This is a genomic window from Sphingobacterium sp. UBA1498 (genome assembly GCF_002325125.1).
Lineage (GTDB): Bacteria > Bacteroidota > Bacteroidia > Sphingobacteriales > Sphingobacteriaceae > Sphingobacterium.
The window spans coordinates 147,972-168,553 of the sequence record NZ_DCRG01000037.1 but is presented as its reverse complement, the minus strand read 5'-3'; the positions used below and the strand labels follow the sequence as shown (position 1 = coordinate 168,553).

Below are 20,582 nucleotides of genomic sequence, written 5' to 3'. Positions count from 1 at the left end.
ATTTATATTCATGTGATTAAATTCCAATACAAACGCCTAGCGGATGGATTGGGTTAATTTAAAAAGTCACGAAGATAGGTGCACTCCCTCGAAGCGATTGTAAAGAATGGTGTGTCTTTGTATTGTGCTCCCAATTCCTTGAAATATTTATTTTGCATCGAAAAACGATAGAATGGATTCTTTAAAGGCGAGTCGTAGTATTGCCAACGGGACTCATTGGTATACACAAAATCCTTCTGCTCACATTTGGCGAGCATAAAAGTGCATTTAGCTTTGAAATCCCTATCTGTACTGAGCGAACGGGCCTTGTTGTACCATTCTTTTGCTGATTTTGTTTGCAGGTAATTCCGTTGCCAGTGAAGTGTGGAAGCTGCATGATTATCTATAGACGACCAGTCATAAGACACCATCGACCATGCATTTCCATAGGTGCTCGTTTGATAGATTCCTGTTGCCATCTGGAAATAATACGCTGCTTTTTTCTGATTGTCTTTTTCCGTTTTTAGGGCATTTTCCAATCGTGCCATGCGTTCGGCATACTTTAGTTTCGTGGTGGATTCGCTCCCATATTTTTTAGGATAGTCATTTATGGTAACAATAAATGGATTGGGTTTGATGTCTTCTTGCTCTTCGCTATACCAATTCTTAATTTCCATTTTCTTATGATCTTTAGGTAGCCCTGCTAGGGTTTTAGCAGCTTTCTGAAAGTCGAGTTCCCGCAAATACGTCGTTCCTAATAATTCTGTGAGATAGTCACGATTGAAATGCTTGATATCTTTCAGCAAAAATTTGGATAAGGTCTGTTGCTGGCCGTTATCCGTGAGCAAGTTTCTGATTTTTAGTAACGTTTTGGGCGTTAGGCTATTTTCCCAGAAATGCATGGTTGACCATTGCATATTTTCCTCCAGTGAATCCTTCGCAAAACCATAGTTGTAAAAGATGTCAGCTTTCACCGCTGCCAAGCTTGCCATAGCCGTATCCTGGGTATTTAGATAATGTTTTACCACTAGGTTTTGTAAGATATTGCGGCATATCAAGCTATAGTTGCTGTGTTCAAAAGCATTATAACTCCAGCTTGGTTTTCTAGTGTCATTTTTACCGTCAAGTTTGGCCTTCTCTTCCAACCAGGTTAATGTTTGGGTCAACTTGATCTCATCCAGTTGCTTGCTATTTTGCCAGTCCGTCAGTTGGGTCAGTAAACGAGTAATTTGAAGCTGGTCAACCAATTTGGGGTTGAGGTCGGATTCGTTAATTTCTGAAAGATATTCCTTTGCCAAGGTGTTTTCCTTATTTATCCAGCTTAAGTATGCAGCGGTAATAAGTCCTAATTGCGGTTGCACATATTTTTTATCACGATAGAGCTGCAAGGCAAATGTGCGAACAGAATCCAGGTATTTTTTGGCGTCCCCTTTGTCCTCATTTCTTGAATAATAGGTATAGCTATCTCTATTGAGATAAAAAGACTCGTTCATTTCAGCTTCTATTTTGTTGACTTCGCGACCTAGTAAAACTGCATTTATGGTATTTGCTGGGTCAAGCTGATAACATTCGCTTAAATATTTCAGGGCACGACCGCTATTGCCGAAGCCTATAATGGCGTTAATATTGAATTTGTCTGCATCATTTTTGGCGTATTGAAAAATCTCGGCATCACTCGCAGGGATATAATGGAAATTGGAGTAAGCCAATATACGTCGTTCGGGACTCATGGTAAAGAGTTTAGAAAAGAGGTATGCAGCTTTTGCTCCATCACCATTTTTTCGCACAGCACCGGCATAATTCGACAGTGCCCAATTGAGAATGGCATCGTTCCCTTTTACAGGCTGCAGATACTTCTCATAGGTGGTCATACTTTTGGTATATTCTTGCCCAAATAGGTATAAACGGGCTGCCTGATAAGCGTAGCGGATATAGAGGAAACTATTTTTTGGGTATTTGGCGATCTGCTGCTCGGCAAGTTCGGCAAATTGTATAATTTCTTTAAAATTTCGTGTATCAGGATCCCAATAACTATGTTGTATATTAGTAATAGGCTCCTGTTTTTTGGTAAATATAAAATAAGCCCGCTCTGCCTCATGTTTTCCATCAATCAACGTCTTTAAGAAGGTGTTTCCACGAACAGAATCTGGTAAGTTTGACCAAGTAGATTTCTGTTGGTTGCTCGCCAAATTGGCCGTTTCAGTATTACTCTTATACATCAGTTGTTCGACATCCCCAACTTTTACTGCCGGTCCAAGATGCTTAACCCAAGCCTCCGCATTAATCAGGCTTTCTTTGACTGGCTCTTCATCACTATAGAGAAATTGGTACGGTATAAATTGAAAAGCCGAAAATCCATTGTCCTCAAGATGCGGCAAGTAATAGGTCGTTTGATTATCATAAGGGTCTATTTCTGGACCGCAGGCGATATTAGTTGCTATCTCTCCGAAGAAGAAAGCAAGTGTTGTGCTAGAAAGCAGCAATAATTTTTTGTAATTCGGCATTGCTATGGTTTGCTAGTGTAGCTTGATCTAAGTGATAAAAAATAATCCGATGTTCTTTTCCTTTTAATTCTCCCTTCAAAAATTTTGCCGTTTGTAAGAGATCTTCCTGGTTTACGGACTCAAATCGGATTATATCATCTTTTTTGAGATTGGCTTTAGGAAGATCTTTTGTTAAAATATAAAGATTGGTATTGGGGTTATGGGTGAATAAAGAAGCGTCTTTTATCTCTTCTTCACTGATATGTTTTGAAATGCCGATATAATTATTATTTCTAAAGACTACAAACCATTGAAATATGGGTAAAGCAATGTCCATCTCAATAGGGTAATTGTGTAATGTTCCGCTGAGATAGGTTTTCAGATCTTTTTGGTTTATAATGGAATTCTGAGGGCCAAATTGTCTCAGATTTCCCATGTTATAACACATCAACATTACTTTCCGGACGGGGGGTACTCCACTCGTGACTATGTTTTTGACCTGATGTAGTCTTAATGTTGAGCTTACTAGAATGTCTTTCAATGCGGGTAGCTGCTGTAAGTAGGTGAGAAGATAAAAGAATTTATCACGCGAAGTTTTTGTCCAGTCGCAATCCAATTGGAGTTCCTTGAAATTCTCCTTTCCTGCCTGTTTTATCTTGGCTACAATAAATGGTACAATTTTATTAGCCAATCCCCTAATCTGAAGGCTATCCATTTCCGTAAAAATACGCTGGTTGACAAACACGACGGGGATTACCTGCTGCTCCTTTGGTACAGGTTGGGTAAAGGTAATTGGACTAATAGGAACGGCCTGTACACCCGAAGGGTCAAAGTCAATATCCATTATTCTCACATAAATAGATTGCGCTTTAATTTCCTCTAGCGCGCGATTTTCTACAGTATCTAACTGAAATACAGTCTTCCAAAAATAAAAACCTGTGTCATGCGATGTTTTAGAACAGGATATTAAAAAAAGTAATGTGGATGGTACAAGAAATAAAAATAGTTGTGTTTTACGCAGCATATTCGCTTTATTTAGTCGTATGTCAAACAAAATGCGATTAATTTTGTTTGTTATTCAATAAAATAAAGACGAAATTACGAAGAGATCATGACTTTATGAAGCCTATTTTAAAATGGATCCTTGGTGTTATAGCATTTATCCTGTTGGTTTTGGCTGGCGGTATTTGGTATTTTAGCCACAAGTGGAAGCCACTTTTGGACACAAAACTCAAACAATTGGTGTCACAGGCAACAGACAGTCTGTATTCGATACAATACGATGATATCCATGTTAATTTAGTACTTGGAAATGTAACAATAGATAATTTACATCTCGTCCCAGATAGCACAGTTTATAGAAAACTCGTATTGGCACAAAAAGCGCCCGACAATCGCTTTGAGATCGCGGTAAATAGATTAAAAATAAAAAGCTTCGGTATCCGGAGGGTTCTGATGGACAAGGAGCTTTTCTTACATGATATTACTGTGGAAACGCCAAAGATCCATGTGATCAATGAGGTGCATAGCTACAATGATACGGTCAGCAGCGGGCCCAAAAAGCCGCTTTATGAGAAGATAAAAGACAATCTTAAAAAAATTCAAGTGGAGGCGGTTAACCTAAATAATATTGATTTTAAATATACGCAGATCCAAAAGGGAGTTCGTCAGAATTTTGAGATCAAAAAGGTAATGGTCCGAATAGATGATGTATTAATAGATTCGACTTCCGAACAAGATAGCCAACGCTTTTATCACAGTAAAATGGTGGATATTCAAGTACCTGGTTTTACGTATAAAACTCCGGATGGTTTTTATAAGGTGAACTTTGATCAGTTGAAAATCAATAGTAAAAGCCGGAATGTGCTGTTAACAAAAGTTGCCTATCAGCCAACATTGAATAAAGCTGCCTATTACAGGAAGAAAGGTGAAGGAGGAAGTTATGTGGTATTAAAAATGGATACCTTGCTCCTGACAGGCTTCAATTTTGCAGCGCTTTCCCGTGATAAGAAAGTATACACAAAGCATGCGCTTGTTAAAAATGGGACACTTTCGATTTATAGTGACAAGCATTATAAAAGCGCGCCGACCAGCCATATTGGACATGCTCCGCACATGAAGTTGATGAAAATATCAACACGAATGGGAATTGATTCATTAATCCTCGAAAATATGGGTATTTCGTATTCCGAAATGAGCGATGAATACAGTCAGATTGGTACAATTACATTCGACCATACTTATGGTACAATATCTAATGTTACGAACGACTCGACCAAATTGAAAAAGCAGAAGCTGATGCGTGCAAATCTGCACAGCAATTTTATGAATGTAGGTAGGCTAAACACCAACTTTGTATTTGATATGACGTCCAAAGTGGGCGCTTACACCTACAAAGGAACGCTTGGAAAGATGGACCTACCTGTAATAAACAAGATGATTCGCCCATTGTTGAATGTTGAAGTCAAATCTGGAAATCTAAAGCAGATCAGTTTTGATATTTTTGCCAATGATTATCGGAGCAAAGGAACATTTAAAATGGATTATGACGACCTCAAGGTAAATATACTGACTGAGGTCGGCGACGACGGGCGGCGTGAAAAGAAAGGCCTGCTTTCTTTTATGATTAATCAGGTGCTGTTTAATCCCAGTAATCCTGATTTGTATGGAAAATATACGGTCGGGCATATTAATAAGCGGCGCGACCCAAATCATCCGTTTTTTAAAGCATTATGGCAGACTTTATTGGTTGGAATCAAACAATGTGTCGGTCTTGGCCCAGAACGTGAGGCCAAATTGATGAATACCGCTGGAAAGGTTGAAAAAGTAGTGAGTGGAGTGAGCAAGGCAAAAAAGATGATTTCAAGTATATTTAAAAAACATAAAACTCCTGAAGAACTCCTGCAGGAGGAGAAGGAAGATGAGGCCAAAGCGGCTGCAAAGATTGAAGAGAAACGAAAGCGTAATCGTGAAAAGGCTGAAAAAGAACTTGAAAAAGAAGGTACAGATAATTGATCGTCCGTTTCACGTGAAAAGCTTTCGTAAGCGCTGATTGAATGGAGAATTCAGTGGCTATGGCATGCATAGAAGATAGATTTGTATTTTTTGGCAGATTTGTCTAGTTTACGGTACCATGATAGATTCGATTTTAAGTTTTATCCGATTTGTTTTCAAGTACAAAAATGGTCTTGTGGACAAAATCATGTTTTATGCAAGCATGATTTGCGCTGCAATAGTCATTTTTAATGTGGGATATGTCACTGACAAAGTGCTGGGAGAGTTGTTGGGCACAATTATCCATCATCTTTTTTTTATCCTCTTTTTTATGATCGCTCTACGCGAATCGTCCTCCATTTATGCGCTTCGAAAAATTGCCGTGGAGCATTATTCGGGAATAGTTATCCTCGCTTATTTTATATTTATTCTCATCGCGCGTTTTTCGGGTTTTGGAGCGCTCGCAGTATTTTCCAGAGAACAATGGATTTATTTGGGAATCTATTTAATTTTCATTGCCGAGCTGTCCAAAAGTACCCTTTTCTTTGATAATTTTTATTTTAATCCAACCATACTGTTTGTCATAAGTTTTCTGGTGCTAATCTTAATTGGAACAGTATTGCTGATGCTGCCAAGGACTACAGTGGAAGCTCCGTTGTCTTTCGTTGACGCATTATTTATGGCGACGAGTGCTGTATGTATTACAGGTCTTTCCGTTGCCGACATTTCAACAAATTTTAGTATGTTCGGGCAGACAGTCGTTATTATTCTAATACAGGTGGGCGGATTGGGAATTATGACCTTCACAGGCTTTTTTGGCTATTTTTTTTCCGGGGGATTTTCCTATAAGAACCAGTTGATGTTTGGTGAAATCTTAGGCGAAAATAAGGTTGCCTCAGTGATTAAGACACTACTAACAATGATATTTATAACATTATTGTTCGAGTTTCTTGGCGCAATACTCATTTTTAGTACTTTAGAACGTGCAAATTTTCCAAATTTGGGAAGTATGGTTTTCTTCTCGATCTTTCATTCCATATCTTCTTTCTGTAATGCTGGTTTTTCAATCCTATCAGGAGGAATTACCAATGATACCTATAAATTTAACTACCCTTTTCAACTGGCTTTGTCCGCCTTGTTCATTCTTGGCGGCCTGGGCTTCGGAATTGTATTAAATTTTTACACCTATATCAAAGAGTCTATTCTGCTTTATTATCATCGCTGGGTGACAAAGAAAAGCTATAAACACAAAGCCTGGAATTTTAGTTTCAATTCTAAGTTGGTCTTAGCATGTAACGCAGTTATTATTGTAGCAGCGACTTTATTCTTTTATTTTTTGGAACATGGAAACACACTTTCTCTCGAAAAGGGGCTTGAAGGCGAATGGGCGACTTCTTTTTTTATGGCTAATGCAGCACGCTCAGCGGGATACAATAGTGTCGACCTGAGTTTTGTGACTGCCCCTACTGTTTTTATCATTATGGTTCTAATGTGGGTGGGAGCTTCTCCGGGATCGACAGGAGGTGGGGTGAAAGTAACAACAGTGGCCTTGTCACTGATCAATATTATATCGTTGGCTAAGGGAAAGGAATACATCGAGATTTTCAAAAGACGGATAGCCAATGAATCTGTTCATAAAGCATTTGCAATTATCTTGCTTTCCCTATTTGTTGTCGGATGTAGCTGCTTCTCTTTAATTTTTACGGATCCAGATAAGAGTATGAAAGCATTACTGTTTGAGGCACTATCGGCCTATACTACCTGTGGGTTAAGTTTAGGAATCACGGCATCATTAAGTATGGGCGGTAAATTAATTATCGCTATAACTATGCTCATTGGACGGGTGGGAATGCTAACCTTGTTGGTCGCTTTCATTAAAAATTCAAAGCGGAGAAATATTGTATTTCCGGAAGAAAAGATCTTGTTTTAGATAGACTGAGAAGCGTTTTGACGAACTTTTGATTAACTTATCAGAGTAATTAGCCTATAGGTCGAAAGAATGCTGTACTTCAAAATATAGCTTGGAAATAACAGTAAATTTATTTTAGTTTGGGATATGAAGTATATTGTTTTAGGATTGGGGCATTTTGGACGCTCTTTGGGGGTACACCTAACTGAACTTGGCCACGAGGTGATTGGGGCCGACCGAAAGCTCAGTATCGTTGAACAGTTAAAAGACAAGATAACACACACGGTTTGTCTAGATACAACCGATCGAGAGGCGGTTTCATCATTACCGCTTAAAGATGCGCATGCTGTTATTGTAGCTATCGGGGAAGATGAAGGAGCGTCACTCATGACTGTAGCGCTCTTAAAGCAATTGAAAATAAAACGGATCATTGGGCGTATTGTTTCAGATCTTCAAAAAACTGTTCTGGAGGCAATGGAAATCAACGAGTATATTATGCCCGAAGAAGAAGCTGCCGAACGACTAGCCATGCGATTGGATAATATCGATATCGTTGATTCGTTCAAGGTTTCGGATAAATATTCTATTGTAGAAACTAAAGTGCCGGCCCGTTATGTCGGCATGACATTGCGTGAAGCAAACTTGACCAACATATACAAAGTCATTGTACTGACTACGGTCAAGATCACAGACGTGAAAAAAGATGGCGTGACAAAAGAGCAAAAAGAGGCTTCGGGAATAGCAATATCCGAAACCATGATGGAAGAAGGTGATATTTTGGTTGTTTTTGGCGAACTATCCAATATTAATAAGTTAATTCAAAAAGGAGAATAAATATGTTATTGACAACAACAAGTACTATCGAAGGGCACCAAATTGAACGTTATTTGGGAATTGTTTCTTCCGAAGTAGTTTTAGGTGCAAATGCGATAAAAGACATGATGGCCGGATTTCGTGATTTTTTTGGCGGCAGATCCAATTCCTATGAACGCGCATTTCAAGAGACCCGAGAAGCGGCGCTACGTGAGCTTGAAGACCGTGCACGCGCATTGGGCGCGGATGCTGTTGTTGGAGTTCGACTGGATTTTCAAACGGTTGGAACAGGGGGCATGATGATGGTAGGAGCGACTGGAACAGCTGTTAAAATGCGATCTTAAATACACAACGCCCTGAATAATGTTAGGGCTTTTTAATGATATTGAAGGAAGTCATATTGCGCATTCAGCGTTAATAGAGGTATAACTCGCTCTTGTTAGCAATCTACGCGATAATTATAATTGTATATAAAGCCAAATTTATCTAAGTTTGGCTTTTAAGACTTTTAAACAACCTAAGAGGATAAATGAAATCATCTGGATTTATCAGAATCACGTGTAATGCGTTCATACATACAATGGAATATGAACGACGAATGGACAGTTATATCGTAAGTTGAATAAATTAGATAGCTTCATCAACTTTAAAGACAAATTTATACGGATGAAAAATTGGTTTAAGGCAAATTCGGCTCATTTGATTGTTATAGCGATATTCATTGTGCTGGTATTTTTTTATTTTACTCCTGTTTGGCAAGGTAAAACACTCGCTCAGTCGGATGTGGTACAAGCACAAGCGGCGCAGAAGGAATTATTTGATTTTAAAGCGAAGGATGGACAAGCGCCTTTATGGACAAATTCCATGTTCGGGGGGATGCCAACCTATCAAATTTGGCAAGAAAATGAAAATAATATTGGTACCTATTTCTTAAAAGCCGTCAAGTTCGCCTTTCCCAGCCCAATGGATACGGTTCTGTTCTATTTGTTGGGAGCTTATTTTCTCTTTAGCGTGTTACGCATCAAGCCCTGGCTGGCTGCGGTTGGCGCTGTAGCCATAGCCTTTACATCCTACAATTTTATCTATATCGAGGCCGGGCACATCACTCGTGCGAATGCAATTGCATTTATTCCGCCTGTTATCGCCGCGGTCATTATGTGTTATCGCGGAAGTAAGCTGTGGGGCCCTGTATTGTTAGCCTTGTTTCTTTCCCTTGAAATTCGTGTCAATCACTTGCAAACGACCTATTATCTGTTGATGCTTCTTATGGTATATGTGATTTTTACATTCATAGATGCGCTGAAACAAAATCAACTGAAGGCGTTTTTTATTGCCTCCGGGAGGCAGGTTTTTGCAGTTGTCATCGCTTTGATGGTCAATGCATCTATTTTATTGCCTACTTGGGAGTATAGTAAATTAAGTACCCGTGGGCATGCCAATATCACAAAGGTTGATAATGCCAATACCAAAGAGAAGGGGCTTGATAAAGAGTATGCTTATGAGTGGAGCCAAGGAATTGGTGAGACGATTACCTTTTTGATTCCTAATGCCTATGGCGGTTCGACTGGCGGGCAGTTGAACGAGAAGTCACATGTGGCTAAGTTTTTAATGGAAAAGGGAGGGGTGTCGGAAGTCCAGGCGGGGCAGTTTGCAGAAGGCATGCCAACCTATTGGGGTGATAAGCGCTTTACCTCAGGGCCATGGTATTTTGGCGCTGGGATCTTTTTCCTATTTGTTTTAGGTCTTGTTATTGTCAAAGACCGGTTCAAGTGGTGGATTCTGGCAACAACCATTCTAGCATTGCTACTTTCATTTGGAAGAAATTTTACACTTGTATCGGATCTTTTCTTTGATTATTTCCCGATGTATAATAAGTTTAGGGCGGTTGAATCCATCTTGGTTTTGGTTTCTATTACGGTACCTATGATGGCAATTATGGCTGTCAACGAGCTTTTGATACGTGCGAAGGAAATCCCCAACTTAGATAAAAAAGTTCTGTATACCTTTATTGGAGTTGGTGGGTTCTGTTTGTTGATTGCTATTATGCCCGATCTATTTTTAAACTTTAGAAACGCCGGACATAGCAATCTGATAGAGATGTTAGAGCACAATATAGGCGATAAAGCCTTTGCAACAGAATTAGCAAACCAGTTAGTGCTAGACCGCAAAGATATTGCGAGCAAAGATGCCTATCGTTCTTTTTTCATTATCCTATTAACATTCGGTTTTGTATGGATATTTCTAAAGAAAAAGTTAAGCGAGGGGATATTATTAGGGGCATTATTGGTGTTGTTCCTGTTTGATTTATGGAGTATTGATAAACGTTTCTTAAATGATAAATCGTTTATGGATAAAGGAACTACTGCACAACAGGTATTCCAGCAACGTGAGGTAGATCAATTGATATTAATGGATAAAGATTTAAGTTACCGCGTACTTGATCTGACGTCTGATCCATTTTCGGATGCGCGACCCTCTTATTTCCATAAATCGCTGGGAGGATATCATGCTGCAAAATTGATGCGCTTTCAGGAAATTTTGGAAAATCAATTTAATGGGGCGCTGAATGAAGATGTTCTAGACATGTTTAACGTACGTTATTTGATTACGACAGATCCTCAGAATCAGTCCCAACGTATCGTTAGAAGAAGCACAGCTGCAGGAAATGCATGGTTTGTCGATAAGGTAAATTTTGTAAAAGGGAATGCAGAGGAAATGCAGGCAATCAGTTCTTTTGATCCCCGTAAAGAGGCTTTCGTCAATCAACAATATCAGAATGAAATTAAAGCGAAGACTTCGAGTGCTTCAACAACTGGCCAGATTAAGCTAACGTCTTACCATCCGGATAAAATGCAATATGAATATACTGCAACAAATGATGCATTTGCTGTATTTTCGGAAGTATTTTATGATAAAGGGTGGAAAGCATATGTGGATGGGAAGGAAACGCCTATCATTCGTGCAGACTATATCCTGAGAGCCTTACAGTTGCCGGCAGGTAATCATAAAGTTGAATTCATCTTTGATCCAGAGTCGCACAAAATGGGGAATCTATTGACTTTGATCTCCTCCTTCATTCTTGTTGCAGGAATAGGAGCAGCGCTTTATCTCACGTTTAAACGAAATCAAAAGGAAACAGCGGTTTAAAGCTGTTCCTTTTTTAAGCATTTTAGAGCTTTAGAATAATTTGAGCTGCGGATCGGTTATTCTAAAGCTCTTTCTATGATGCGGTGTAGAGCCGTGTGCCAATACAGCTGTTCTGTGCTTAATTGTTGGATACCCTTTGTTGTTGAGCCAGTCGTAATCTGGATATGCTAAAGCGATGTTGTTCATATACTCATCGCGATAAGTTTTGGCCAGAATTGAAGCTGCGGCGATGGATAGGTACTTGCCATCGCCCTTGACAATACAAGTATGCGGAATTTGCTGATAAGGAATAAACCTATTGCCATCGACAATGATATACTCCGCTTTTGTCTTCAAGAGATCAAGAGCTTTGTGCATTGCTAAGTAGCTCGCATTGTGAATATTTATGCGATCGATCTCTTCCGCTGAGACACTGGCAACCGCATAAGCAAGGGCTTCACGTTCAATAATCGGCCGTAGTGCCATTCTTTTTTTCTCGCTTAGTTGTTTGGAATCATTAAGCAGCTCGTGATGATAGTCTGTCGGGAAAATCACCGCGGCAGCGAAAACAGGTCCTGCCAAACAACCCCGGCCCGCTTCATCACAGCCAGCCTCTATCCACTCTTCCTGATAATATGATAATAGCATGTTCAGTCTTTAAAATAGCCGAAAGTACAAATAAATTTAGAGTTATCTATTGTAACTTCTGTGTGAAGATCGCCCATTTACATTAATTAACACTAATAATACCTTTTTTTGTAAGAATTTGGAGCACCATACTATGAATTGTAATAATTTCAATCATACAATAAAGGGTGGTTTCTTATTTTGACCCTATTGTTTCTTAAACTTGAGCAATAGTTGTCGAGTCAAAAAGTTATCAATTATAGCAATATAAAAATAAGTACTATGAGAGGCTTTATGCTTTTTTTGTTTAGTATGCTGACGGGGTGGACTGTTTATGGCCAGACGAAAAGTGTACAAGGTATGTTGAAAGACGACAAGAATCGAATTGTCGCAGGTGCAACGGTGAAGTTGACATCGAAGTTAGATTCCATGACTACAGGATCCAATATGGCGGGGATTTTTATCTTTGATAAAGTTAAAGCCGATACATTTAAAATCACGGTTTCCAACCTTGGATTCGAACGTTTTGAGCAGGAATTTACAATTCCTAAAGGTGAATCAAAGCACATTATTCCAAGTTTAACTTTACAACAGAACTCGCAGATGCTGGAGGAAGTGGTGGTTGATGGAGTACCTACTGTTGTTGTCAAAAGTGATACCTTGGAATATAGCATGAAAGATCTGAAACTCCGTGATGGGGCAGTTGCTGAGGACGCTTTGAAAAAGTTGCAAGGCGTCGAAGTCGATAAGGACGGTAATGTTACAGCACAGGGTGAATCCGTCAAACGCGTTCGTATTAACGGGAAGGACTTTTTTGGTGGGGATGTAAAGACTGCGACGCAGAATTTGCCCGCTAATATTATTCAAAAAATGCAAGTCATCGACGATTATGGCGATATGGCGAATGTGACCGGAAATAAGAACGGTGATTCAGAAAAGGTATTGAATATTCAAATTGACCCCAAATATAATACAGGTCATATGACCACTCTTCGGGCAGGTGTGGGGACAGAAGATCGTTACCAAGCTACAGGTATGTGGATGGGTATGCGTGAGGGTGAACAAATTTCGGTGTTGGGAAACTTGAACAATACCAATGCGCCCTTATTCGATTTTAGTACAGTAGGTGGTGGTGCGCGTCGGGGTCAAGGTGGTGGCGGTCGCCGCGGTGGTGGTGGTATGTTTGGCGGTTCGGACGGTTTGACGAAAATTGGCTCCATAGGACTGAATTACCGTAAAGACTTTAGTGATAAACTGACTGTTTACGGTAGCTATAGTTTTAGCCATAGCAATAATACCACGCTATCTCAACGGTTTCAGGAAAATACATTGCCAAATATTATGCAGACGGACAGTGTAACATCCAATTCGAATACCATTGGCGATAGCCATCGTTTTGAAGCTAATGTAGAATGGAAGCCAACTACAAAAGATTATATCAAAATTTCACCCCAGTTCGGATATGACAATAGCGATGTAACAACAGGTACCAATTCGCTCACTTACCGTAGTGGAGCATTTAATAATTCGCAGATTCAAGATGTTTTTGCTAATTCCAGTGCACCCAGATTCGGTATTAGTGGATTGTACAACCATAAGTTCAACGATAAGGGGCGGAATGTCTTTGTAAATATGAACTTTAACAATGCAAAAACAACGAAAGATCAAAATGCAATTTTAGACAGGCTATTGGCTGATCCCAACAATGCAAGTGCTCCTTTGGATTCAATTTATGAAAAAACGATCCTGGAAGCAAATAATAAGAGTTGGAACGGGGGAGCGTCAGTAAATTATACGGAGCCTGTTTCTGAAAAAGGAAAAATAGAATTTACCTATGACTTTAACAAAAATAAGTATGACAATTCGAACAAACAACAAGGGTTTGATCGGGATGGAAACTTAATTGCTGAGGATCCCAAATTGAATTTTGATTATAACTATGATTACTCCTTTACAACACATAAAGTTGGGGCTAACTATTTGTATAGTGGCGATAAAATAACCTATTCCATTGGCGCTGCAGCTCAGCCTTCTCAGTTGAGAGGTGATGCCATCAGTTCAGGTTTAGTGGTGCCGATTCATCGTAATAATATGAACTGGATGCCTATTGCGCGTTTTGAGTATAAATTCTCTAGGCAATCTAATATTACCGTCAATTATTCCGGAACACCGAATGAACCTTCTGTTACGCAGATTTTACCATTTGATATGAGTACAAACAGGACCAGTATCGTAATCGGTAATGCAAATTTGAATCCGGAGTTCAGTCATCAACTGAACGTGAGATTTCGTAAGAATGACTTTCAAAAAGGGAACAATTTCTTCGCTTTTGTTAATGCTGGGCTGACCAACAATAAAATTGTGAGCTTGAGCAAAAGCTATTTTGATGATTTAATCGATTATCAAACAGGTCAGACAAACTCAACCTTAGTTTCCGAGACCCGTTATCTTAATGAAACAAGCGATAAACCATTTAATGTGAATTCTTTTTACCACTACGGGAAATCCTTAAAAGAAAAAACATATAATATTATGTTGATGGGGGGAATATCCTATAACAAAAATATCGGATATGTATCTACGGAGAAAGATGATGACATCGGTCAAAAGAATGTTGCACGCAATATCGTGTTGAATCAAGGCTTGATGTTTAGATATAACCCGTCGGAAAATCTGGAAATTAATCCAGGCGTTCGTTATCAATTTAATCATACGGAAAACTCAGTGACAAACCGTAATACGAATGTTTCTTCGTGGACGCCAACCTTAATTGGTTCGGTTAATATTACAAAAAATACGATTTTCGGAGCAGATCTATCCAAACAATTCAATAATGGGTATGGTGCTGGTATCAATGCAAATCCTTTTGTCATAAATACGTACTTGGAGCAGAAATTCTTAAGTCAGCAACGAGGGACTGTACGTCTACAGGCATTTGACTTGTTGAATCAGCAAACGAATGTCTCCCGGACCTTCAGTGAATCGATGATTACTGATAGCCGTACAAACCGTTTAGGAAGATATTTTATGATTTTGTTTACCTACAAATTCCAAAAATTCGCTATGGGCAATCCTGAAGGAGAGAACAGATTGCCAGGGGGAATGAGACCTCCGCGGATGTAACCTGATTTCTATTAGATGTAAAAACGGTCATAGTGATTTCGCTATGACCGTTTTGCATTTTAAAATGCCTAGTTTTGTGACGACTTCATGCCCCATACGATTTGCAGATTGAGCAAAGTGGCAAAATATCGTAAATATGGAGCGCACAGGAAAAGATAAACTAAAAAGAAGCAATAGCAAGCTTGTACTGCATGGAATACGAAATTATTAGACTTTCAAACGGAATACGCGTAGTATTTCAATATCAAAATTTACCGGTTACTCATGTCTGCATGGTCATCAATGCTGGATCGAGGGATGAGTGCGCAGGAAAATATGGTGTGGCTCATTTCATTGAACATCTTTTATTTAAACGTACTGAGAGACGTTCTACGCAACAGATAATAAATCATTTGGAATCCGTTGGCGGAGATCTGAACGCCTATACGACGAAGGAATATACTTGTGTACATGCTTCCATGCTACAGCCTTATTTAAATCGAGCATTAGATCTTTTTGAAGATATCTTTTTTCATTCTACTTTTCCCGACATAGAAATTGATAAGGAAAAGTCGGTCATTGTTGATGAAATGGCTTCCTACCTAGACAGCCCTGAAGAGTCTATTGTAGACGATTTTGAAGATCTCGTTTTTCAGGGATCGGGATTGGGGCATAATATTTTAGGATTGGAAGATCAGCTGCTCGCACTTCAAAAAACGGATATCGTTGATTTTATGCGGGCGAATTATGATACAAATGAAATGGTCATTGGTATCACGGGGAATTATACCCTAAAGGAAGTGGAGCGATTGCTGCACAAAGTGTTCGGCACGGTTCCCTCAAATACGATAGAACGTATACGAAATGATGTAAGACCGCTCATTCAGCAGCATGTTACGGTAGGCAAACCAATCAATCAAGTGCATTATATGCTCGGTTCATTGGCCTATAGTTATCGTGATGAGCGTAAAACGGGGCTGCTGCTTTTGAATAATATGCTTGGTGGAATGGGGATGGGATCCATTCTGAATCTTTCCATACGGGAGAAACATGGAATAGCTTATACCATCGAATCTAACTATACTATTTTTTCAGATACAGGGTTATTTAGTATTTACCTCGGCACAGATGAAGAAAAGGTTGAAAAAGCGAAGAGGCTCGTCTTTAAAGAGCTCGCTAAGCTGAGCGAGCAACCGCTGTCTGAAACTGCTGTAAAAAGAGCGAAGCAGAAATTTATTGGGCAGATTGCTTTGACCGAAGAAAACCGTATGAGTATGATTATCTCTGCTGCGAAAAACGTGATGGACTATGATCGTGTGATCTTATTGGACGAGATCATTGAAAAAATTCAGGACTTGACTAGCAAAGAACTATTAGGAATTGCACAAGATGTATTTGATCCGAAGAAGATGTTGTCGCTTAGTTTTGTTCCCGAGGACTAATTGTTATCGTGGGGGATACCTCCTTTTAGAGATAGATGGTATTGAAATAGATCGGGTGGCGATCGGAGAATCGTTTGCTGAAATGAATTTATATTGCATATAAAAAGCAATTTATCTAAGTTTGCGTTTACGGGAATTCGTTCTCATCAAACATGGATTGCCGAAGGCAGATTCAATACCTCTGGTAGCAGACAAATAAACGAATAAAAATATAAGGGATGAAAACAGCATATGTATTTCCTGGTCAAGGAGCCCAATTTGTTGGAATGGGACAAGACCTGTATAATTTGAATGATGAAACGAAAGCTTTGTTCGAACAGGCAAACGATATTTTAGGGTTTCGCATCACGGATATTATGTTTTCCGGTACAGATGAGGAATTGAAACAAACGAAAGTAACGCAACCAGCTATTTTTTTGCATTCGGTCATTTTGGCGAAAGCATTAGGAGATTCTTTTCAGCCGAACATGGTTGCCGGTCATTCTTTGGGCGAGTTTTCGGCTTTGGTGGCTGCAGGTGCATTGAGTTTTGAAAACGGGTTGAAATTGGTCGCACAACGTGCCAATGCGATGCAAAAAGCATGTGAGCTTCAGCCGTCAACGATGGCTGCTATATTAGGTCTGGAAGATGTTGTGGTGGAGGATATCTGCGCTCAGGTTGATGAAGTTGTTGTGGCTGCAAATTATAACTGCCCTGGACAATTGGTTATTTCGGGATCGATCGAAGGAGTGGACAAGGCTTGTGCTTTGTTGACCGAGGCTGGTGCTAAGCGGGCATTAAAACTAAATGTAGGTGGTGCATTCCACTCCCCATTGATGGAATCAGCTAAAGTTGAATTGCAAGCAGCTATTGAAGGGGTAGAAGTGTTGTCGCCTAGCTGTCCGATTTATCAAAATATTGATGCTAAACCACAGACAGATCCAGTGGTTATCAAGCAAAATTTGATCGCACAGCTAACGGGGGCTGTTCGATGGACACAAACGGTACAAAATATGTTGGCCGATGGTGCGACAGCATTTGTTGAAGTTGGTCCTGGTAATGTATTACAAGGATTGGTCAAAAAAGTCGATCGTCAGGTACAGACTTCTGCGGCTTCAGTAACGGGCTAAGAATAGCATCGGATAAAAAAAGGGTCGTATGATCCATTCGTGGTCGGAAGATTTTTCTTCCGACTTTTTTGTGCCAATAACAAAATAAAGTAAGAATTTTTCTTGTAACAGCGAAGTATCAAGTTGACACCTCTTTCGGCCTTTCTTCGGAGCTTGTTCGGTACTTGTTCGGTACTTGGTCGGAGTTTGTTCGGTCGCAACCGAACGAGCTCCGTTGTATATACGTATGATATACGTTGAAGGATCGGGTGAAGGGCGAAGTTGGTAAGCGGGAAGTTTTAGGTTATTTATCTTTAAACATCGTATAATGATCTTTCATCACCTGTAAGACAAAATCATTGGGAGTCATTACATCAGGGTGTTTAACGTCCATGACTTTTTCCAGACGTTGAACTAAAGCCGTTAAAATTCCCACATCTCTTCTGTCAAAAGCTGTCTGATAAATCTCTTTAATCGAGTTGGCATCTTTGTCACTCAGTTTAATTACTTGAGGAAATAGAATTGGGTGATTCTCTAATGTTTCCTCATAGATGGTGTCGCCCAATTTTAAGGCAGGTTTGAGACTAATAACTGACGTTTCTCCGGCAATATCTCCAATGCGTTGCCCATTTTTTGATAATACGATTGATGTAATGGCGACTCCACCCATTGTCATCCAAATATCTACGATAGATAAACTCCATCTGGACAAGTACTGATAAAAATTAGCCCGTGAACCGTCGAGCTTAACAACTTTTATTTTCATTATTTTCTTGCCAACCGTTTGCCCGCCAAAGGCCGTTTCGGTAATCAACGTATAAAAAAAAGCCGGTAAAGTCAGTGCCATCATGATCCCATAAAAAAGATAGGGATCATTACTGGTGATATTTAAAGTGTCCAAGAGGAAGAAACAAAAGAAATAATAGCAGACTATAATAAAATAGTCTATTGCAAAGGCTATCATTCTTGAGCCAAGACTGGCAAGATTATATTCGATTTTTACATTTTGTGCTGTATTTATCTCGAGCTTATTCATCTGTAAAATGATTTGAATTTAGTGGCAATATAGAATATATAAGTCAATTTTGCAGTTATTTGTGCTTTTCAATCACGGATATTTCCTATATTTGGTTGAGCCAGTTAAAAAAATTAATGAGAGAAGCATCATTTGTAGAACGAAATAAAGAAAAATGGACGTTAATTGAAAATAATTTGTCAATTAATACAGCGGTTGATCCGGATGAGCTGGCTTCAAATTATATTGAGCTGACAAATGATCTAGCTTATGCGCAAACTTTCTATCCTGAGAGTAAAGTAAAGGCTTACTTAAATGAATTGGCGGTGAATGCGCATCAGAAAATCTATAAAGATCAAAAAGCTTCCAACAATAAGTTTAAATCTTTTTTTAATGAAGAGATACCACAAGCAATTTGGTGTATTCGTAGACCGCTTTTGTACTCCTTCTTAATTTTTGTTTTGGCTTCAATTATCGGTTTTTTGTCGTCTGTGTACGATATTGATTTTGTTCGTCTTATTTTAGGCGACTTCTATGTGGATTCAACGATAGAAAGTATAAAAGCAGGCGATCCTGCTGCGGTATACGGAAAGGGAAGCAATTTTGGTTCAGCAATTTGGATTACGATAAATAATGTGCGTGTTGCTTTTATGGCTTTTGCTGCCGGACTATTTTTTAGTGTTGGGACGGGGTATGTCTTGTTTAGCAATGGTATTATGCTAGGTGCATTTCATCATATGTTTTTCCAATATGGCGTTATGGGGAAGGCTATGTCAGCGATCTGGATTCATGGTACCATCGAGATCTCGGTAATTATTGTGGCCGGAGGATGCGGGTTAGCACTCGGCAATAGCATCTTATTTCCAAAATCTTTTACCCGTTTAACTTCTTTTGTCCGTACGGCAAAGATTGCGATGAAAGTGTTGGTCAGCACAATTCCTTTTTTTATTATTGCCGGTACATTGGAAGGCTTTGTAACAAGATATTATAATGTTTCAATTTGGTTATGTGCATTAATTATCGTTTTATCTCTACTGGCAATCCTCTATTTTTATGTTATTAATCCATATCGACTAGCAAAACGATTTCAATGGAAATAAACTTTGAATTTCAAAAAGAACGGAAGGTAGGGGACTTTGTGCAAAGTTTTATAGATCTTTTTAAATTGATCTATAGGCATTTTGTATCTACTATTTTTGGTTTATCTGCTGTTCCGCTAGCCGGAATTGCCTTGGTTTATTATTTTCTGTCAACAAAAATCACATTCTCTGCTAATAGTGATTCTTTTGAGGACATCGATGCTCTGACTTGGGCTGGTTTACTTATTGTGGCGCTGATTGCTTTGGGACTTTACGTTTACGGTATTTCTATCGAATATTTTGTACTGCTTAAGGAGCGCAAGAGTACTGCATTTTCGGGTGTGGAAGTGCTTAAGAATTTTAGATCAAACCTTGGGAAATACTTTATGTTTTTGATTGCCATGATCTTGGCATTGATTGTCGTGTTTATTCCCTTGGCCATTGTTGCTGCGATTTGTGCATTTATCCCTTTTGTCGGAAGTTTTGCTATCGGAATATTGGCGTCCATGGTTGGTATTTGGTTATTTTGCTCATTTTTATTTTATCGCGAAGGCTATTCGGATCTCGGAAGTTGTTTTACAGATGCCTATGTAATGCTAAGCAAAAAATTGATTCAGTATGGTATTGCTACCTATATCGTAAATTTTATTTTCCAAATGGCTGTCATGATGATTTCTATTGTACCATTGGTTATCATGGGGATACTGTCATTCAACTTCCTCGGAATAGATGCTGCTTTTTTTGACTCATCCTGGGGAAAACTGCTGATGACATTGGGAGGTTTATTTATCACATTATTTACGTTGTTTCTTTATATGTCCGGAGTTTTGGCCAACGGTATTATTTATGAAACAGCGAAGGATCTCAAATTCGGAGAACGGATTTATGGAATGATCGAAGAGATAGGAGGAAAAAGTGAATAAAC

General features: G+C 39.2%; 14 protein-coding genes. 10 read left to right on the top strand and 4 right to left on the bottom strand.

Annotated features, from left to right (window positions below):
- Positions 1–53: 53 nt before the first annotated feature.
- A complete protein-coding gene (locus tag B3139_RS20100; RefSeq protein ID WP_293885268.1) occupies positions 54–2,483 on the bottom strand; it encodes a hypothetical protein in 2,430 nt (809 codons plus the stop codon).
- Positions 2,449–3,486 carry a hypothetical protein gene (locus B3139_RS20095; RefSeq protein WP_293885267.1) on the bottom strand — a complete coding sequence of 346 codons (1,038 nt, stop codon included), beginning with the start codon at positions 3,484–3,486 and terminating at the stop codon, positions 2,449–2,451. Before B3139_RS20095 ends, B3139_RS20100 begins: the two co-directional genes overlap by 35 nt.
- Before the next feature lie 95 nt (positions 3,487–3,581).
- On the opposite strand from B3139_RS20095, the gene B3139_RS20090 reads away from it, so the two are divergent.
- The 5 genes from B3139_RS20090 (at position 3,582) to B3139_RS20070 (ending at position 11,325) form a co-directional block, all read left to right on the top strand.
- Entirely contained in the window at positions 3,582–5,477 is a 1,896-nt protein-coding gene (locus B3139_RS20090; protein WP_293885266.1) for a hypothetical protein, read from the top strand.
- Between the two features lie 118 nt (positions 5,478–5,595).
- Positions 5,596–7,386: a TrkH family potassium uptake protein gene (locus B3139_RS20085; RefSeq protein ID WP_293885264.1), complete on the top strand. Its 1,791-nt coding sequence runs from the start codon at positions 5,596–5,598 to the stop codon at positions 7,384–7,386.
- Between the two features lie 126 nt (positions 7,387–7,512).
- Entirely contained in the window at positions 7,513–8,199 is a 687-nt protein-coding gene (locus B3139_RS20080; RefSeq protein WP_293885263.1) for a potassium channel family protein, read from the top strand.
- Between the two features lie 2 nt (positions 8,200–8,201).
- The gene (locus tag B3139_RS20075) at positions 8,202–8,522 is read left to right on the top strand and encodes a YbjQ family protein (RefSeq protein ID WP_209582059.1); all 321 of its coding nucleotides are present in this window, start codon (positions 8,202–8,204) and stop codon (positions 8,520–8,522) included.
- A gap of 322 nt (positions 8,523–8,844) precedes the next feature.
- Entirely contained in the window at positions 8,845–11,325 is a 2,481-nt protein-coding gene (locus B3139_RS20070; RefSeq protein ID WP_293885261.1) for a YfhO family protein, read from the top strand.
- Between the two features lie 30 nt (positions 11,326–11,355).
- On the opposite strand, the gene B3139_RS20065 is transcribed toward B3139_RS20070, so the two are convergent.
- A complete protein-coding gene (locus B3139_RS20065; RefSeq protein WP_209582056.1) occupies positions 11,356–11,952 on the bottom strand; it encodes a ribonuclease HII in 597 nt (198 codons plus the stop codon).
- Positions 11,953–12,213: 261 nt separating this feature from the next.
- Here B3139_RS20065 and B3139_RS20060 point away from each other — a divergent pair, with 261 nt between their 5' ends.
- From B3139_RS20060 to fabD, 3 genes are all read left to right on the top strand, one after another.
- Positions 12,214–15,054 carry an outer membrane beta-barrel protein gene (locus B3139_RS20060; protein WP_293885259.1) on the top strand — a complete coding sequence of 947 codons (2,841 nt, stop codon included), beginning with the start codon at positions 12,214–12,216 and terminating at the stop codon, positions 15,052–15,054.
- Between the two features lie 191 nt (positions 15,055–15,245).
- Positions 15,246–16,475, top strand: a complete 1,230-nt coding sequence (locus tag B3139_RS20055; RefSeq protein ID WP_293885257.1) for a M16 family metallopeptidase — start codon at positions 15,246–15,248, stop codon at positions 16,473–16,475.
- A 218-nt stretch (positions 16,476–16,693) separates the two neighbouring features.
- Entirely contained in the window at positions 16,694–17,584 is an 891-nt protein-coding gene (gene fabD / locus B3139_RS20050) for an ACP S-malonyltransferase (RefSeq protein WP_293885256.1), read from the top strand.
- A 283-nt stretch (positions 17,585–17,867) separates the two neighbouring features.
- Here the strand turns inward: fabD and B3139_RS20045 are convergent, their stop codons facing one another.
- Positions 17,868–18,599 (bottom strand): RDD family protein, encoded by a 732-nt coding sequence (locus B3139_RS20045; RefSeq protein WP_209578279.1) that lies wholly within the window; start codon positions 18,597–18,599, stop codon positions 17,868–17,870.
- A 116-nt stretch (positions 18,600–18,715) separates the two neighbouring features.
- Here B3139_RS20045 and B3139_RS20040 point away from each other — a divergent pair, with 116 nt between their 5' ends.
- Both B3139_RS20040 and B3139_RS20035 read left to right on the top strand, forming a co-directional pair.
- A complete protein-coding gene (locus B3139_RS20040; protein WP_209578280.1) occupies positions 18,716–19,678 on the top strand; it encodes a stage II sporulation protein M in 963 nt (320 codons plus the stop codon).
- Positions 19,669–20,580: an ABC transporter permease gene (locus B3139_RS20035; RefSeq protein WP_293885254.1), complete on the top strand. Its 912-nt coding sequence runs from the start codon at positions 19,669–19,671 to the stop codon at positions 20,578–20,580. The genes B3139_RS20040 and B3139_RS20035 overlap by 10 nt, the downstream gene beginning before the upstream one ends.
- Positions 20,581–20,582 lie beyond the last annotated feature (2 nt).

Excerpts from the sequence above, each read along its gene's own strand:
- B3139_RS20100 (WP_293885268.1), bottom strand. The coding sequence starts at position 2,483 with ATGCCGAATTACAAAAAATTATTGCTGCTTTCTAGCACAACACTTGCT.
- B3139_RS20095 (WP_293885267.1), bottom strand. The coding sequence starts at position 3,486 with ATGCTGCGTAAAACACAACTATTTTTATTTCTTGTACCATCCACATTA.
- B3139_RS20090 (WP_293885266.1), top strand. The coding sequence starts at position 3,582 with ATGAAGCCTATTTTAAAATGGATCCTTGGTGTTATAGCATTTATCCTG.
- B3139_RS20085 (WP_293885264.1), top strand. The coding sequence starts at position 5,596 with ATGATAGATTCGATTTTAAGTTTTATCCGATTTGTTTTCAAGTACAAA.
- B3139_RS20080 (WP_293885263.1), top strand. The coding sequence starts at position 7,513 with ATGAAGTATATTGTTTTAGGATTGGGGCATTTTGGACGCTCTTTGGGG.
- B3139_RS20075 (WP_209582059.1), top strand. The coding sequence starts at position 8,202 with ATGTTATTGACAACAACAAGTACTATCGAAGGGCACCAAATTGAACGT.
- B3139_RS20070 (WP_293885261.1), top strand. The coding sequence starts at position 8,845 with ATGAAAAATTGGTTTAAGGCAAATTCGGCTCATTTGATTGTTATAGCG.
- B3139_RS20065 (WP_209582056.1), bottom strand. The coding sequence starts at position 11,952 with ATGCTATTATCATATTATCAGGAAGAGTGGATAGAGGCTGGCTGTGAT.
- B3139_RS20060 (WP_293885259.1), top strand. The coding sequence starts at position 12,214 with ATGAGAGGCTTTATGCTTTTTTTGTTTAGTATGCTGACGGGGTGGACT.
- B3139_RS20055 (WP_293885257.1), top strand. The coding sequence starts at position 15,246 with ATGGAATACGAAATTATTAGACTTTCAAACGGAATACGCGTAGTATTT.
- fabD (WP_293885256.1), top strand. The coding sequence starts at position 16,694 with ATGAAAACAGCATATGTATTTCCTGGTCAAGGAGCCCAATTTGTTGGA.
- B3139_RS20045 (WP_209578279.1), bottom strand. The coding sequence starts at position 18,599 with ATGAATAAGCTCGAGATAAATACAGCACAAAATGTAAAAATCGAATAT.
- B3139_RS20040 (WP_209578280.1), top strand. The coding sequence starts at position 18,716 with ATGAGAGAAGCATCATTTGTAGAACGAAATAAAGAAAAATGGACGTTA.
- B3139_RS20035 (WP_293885254.1), top strand. The coding sequence starts at position 19,669 with ATGGAAATAAACTTTGAATTTCAAAAAGAACGGAAGGTAGGGGACTTT.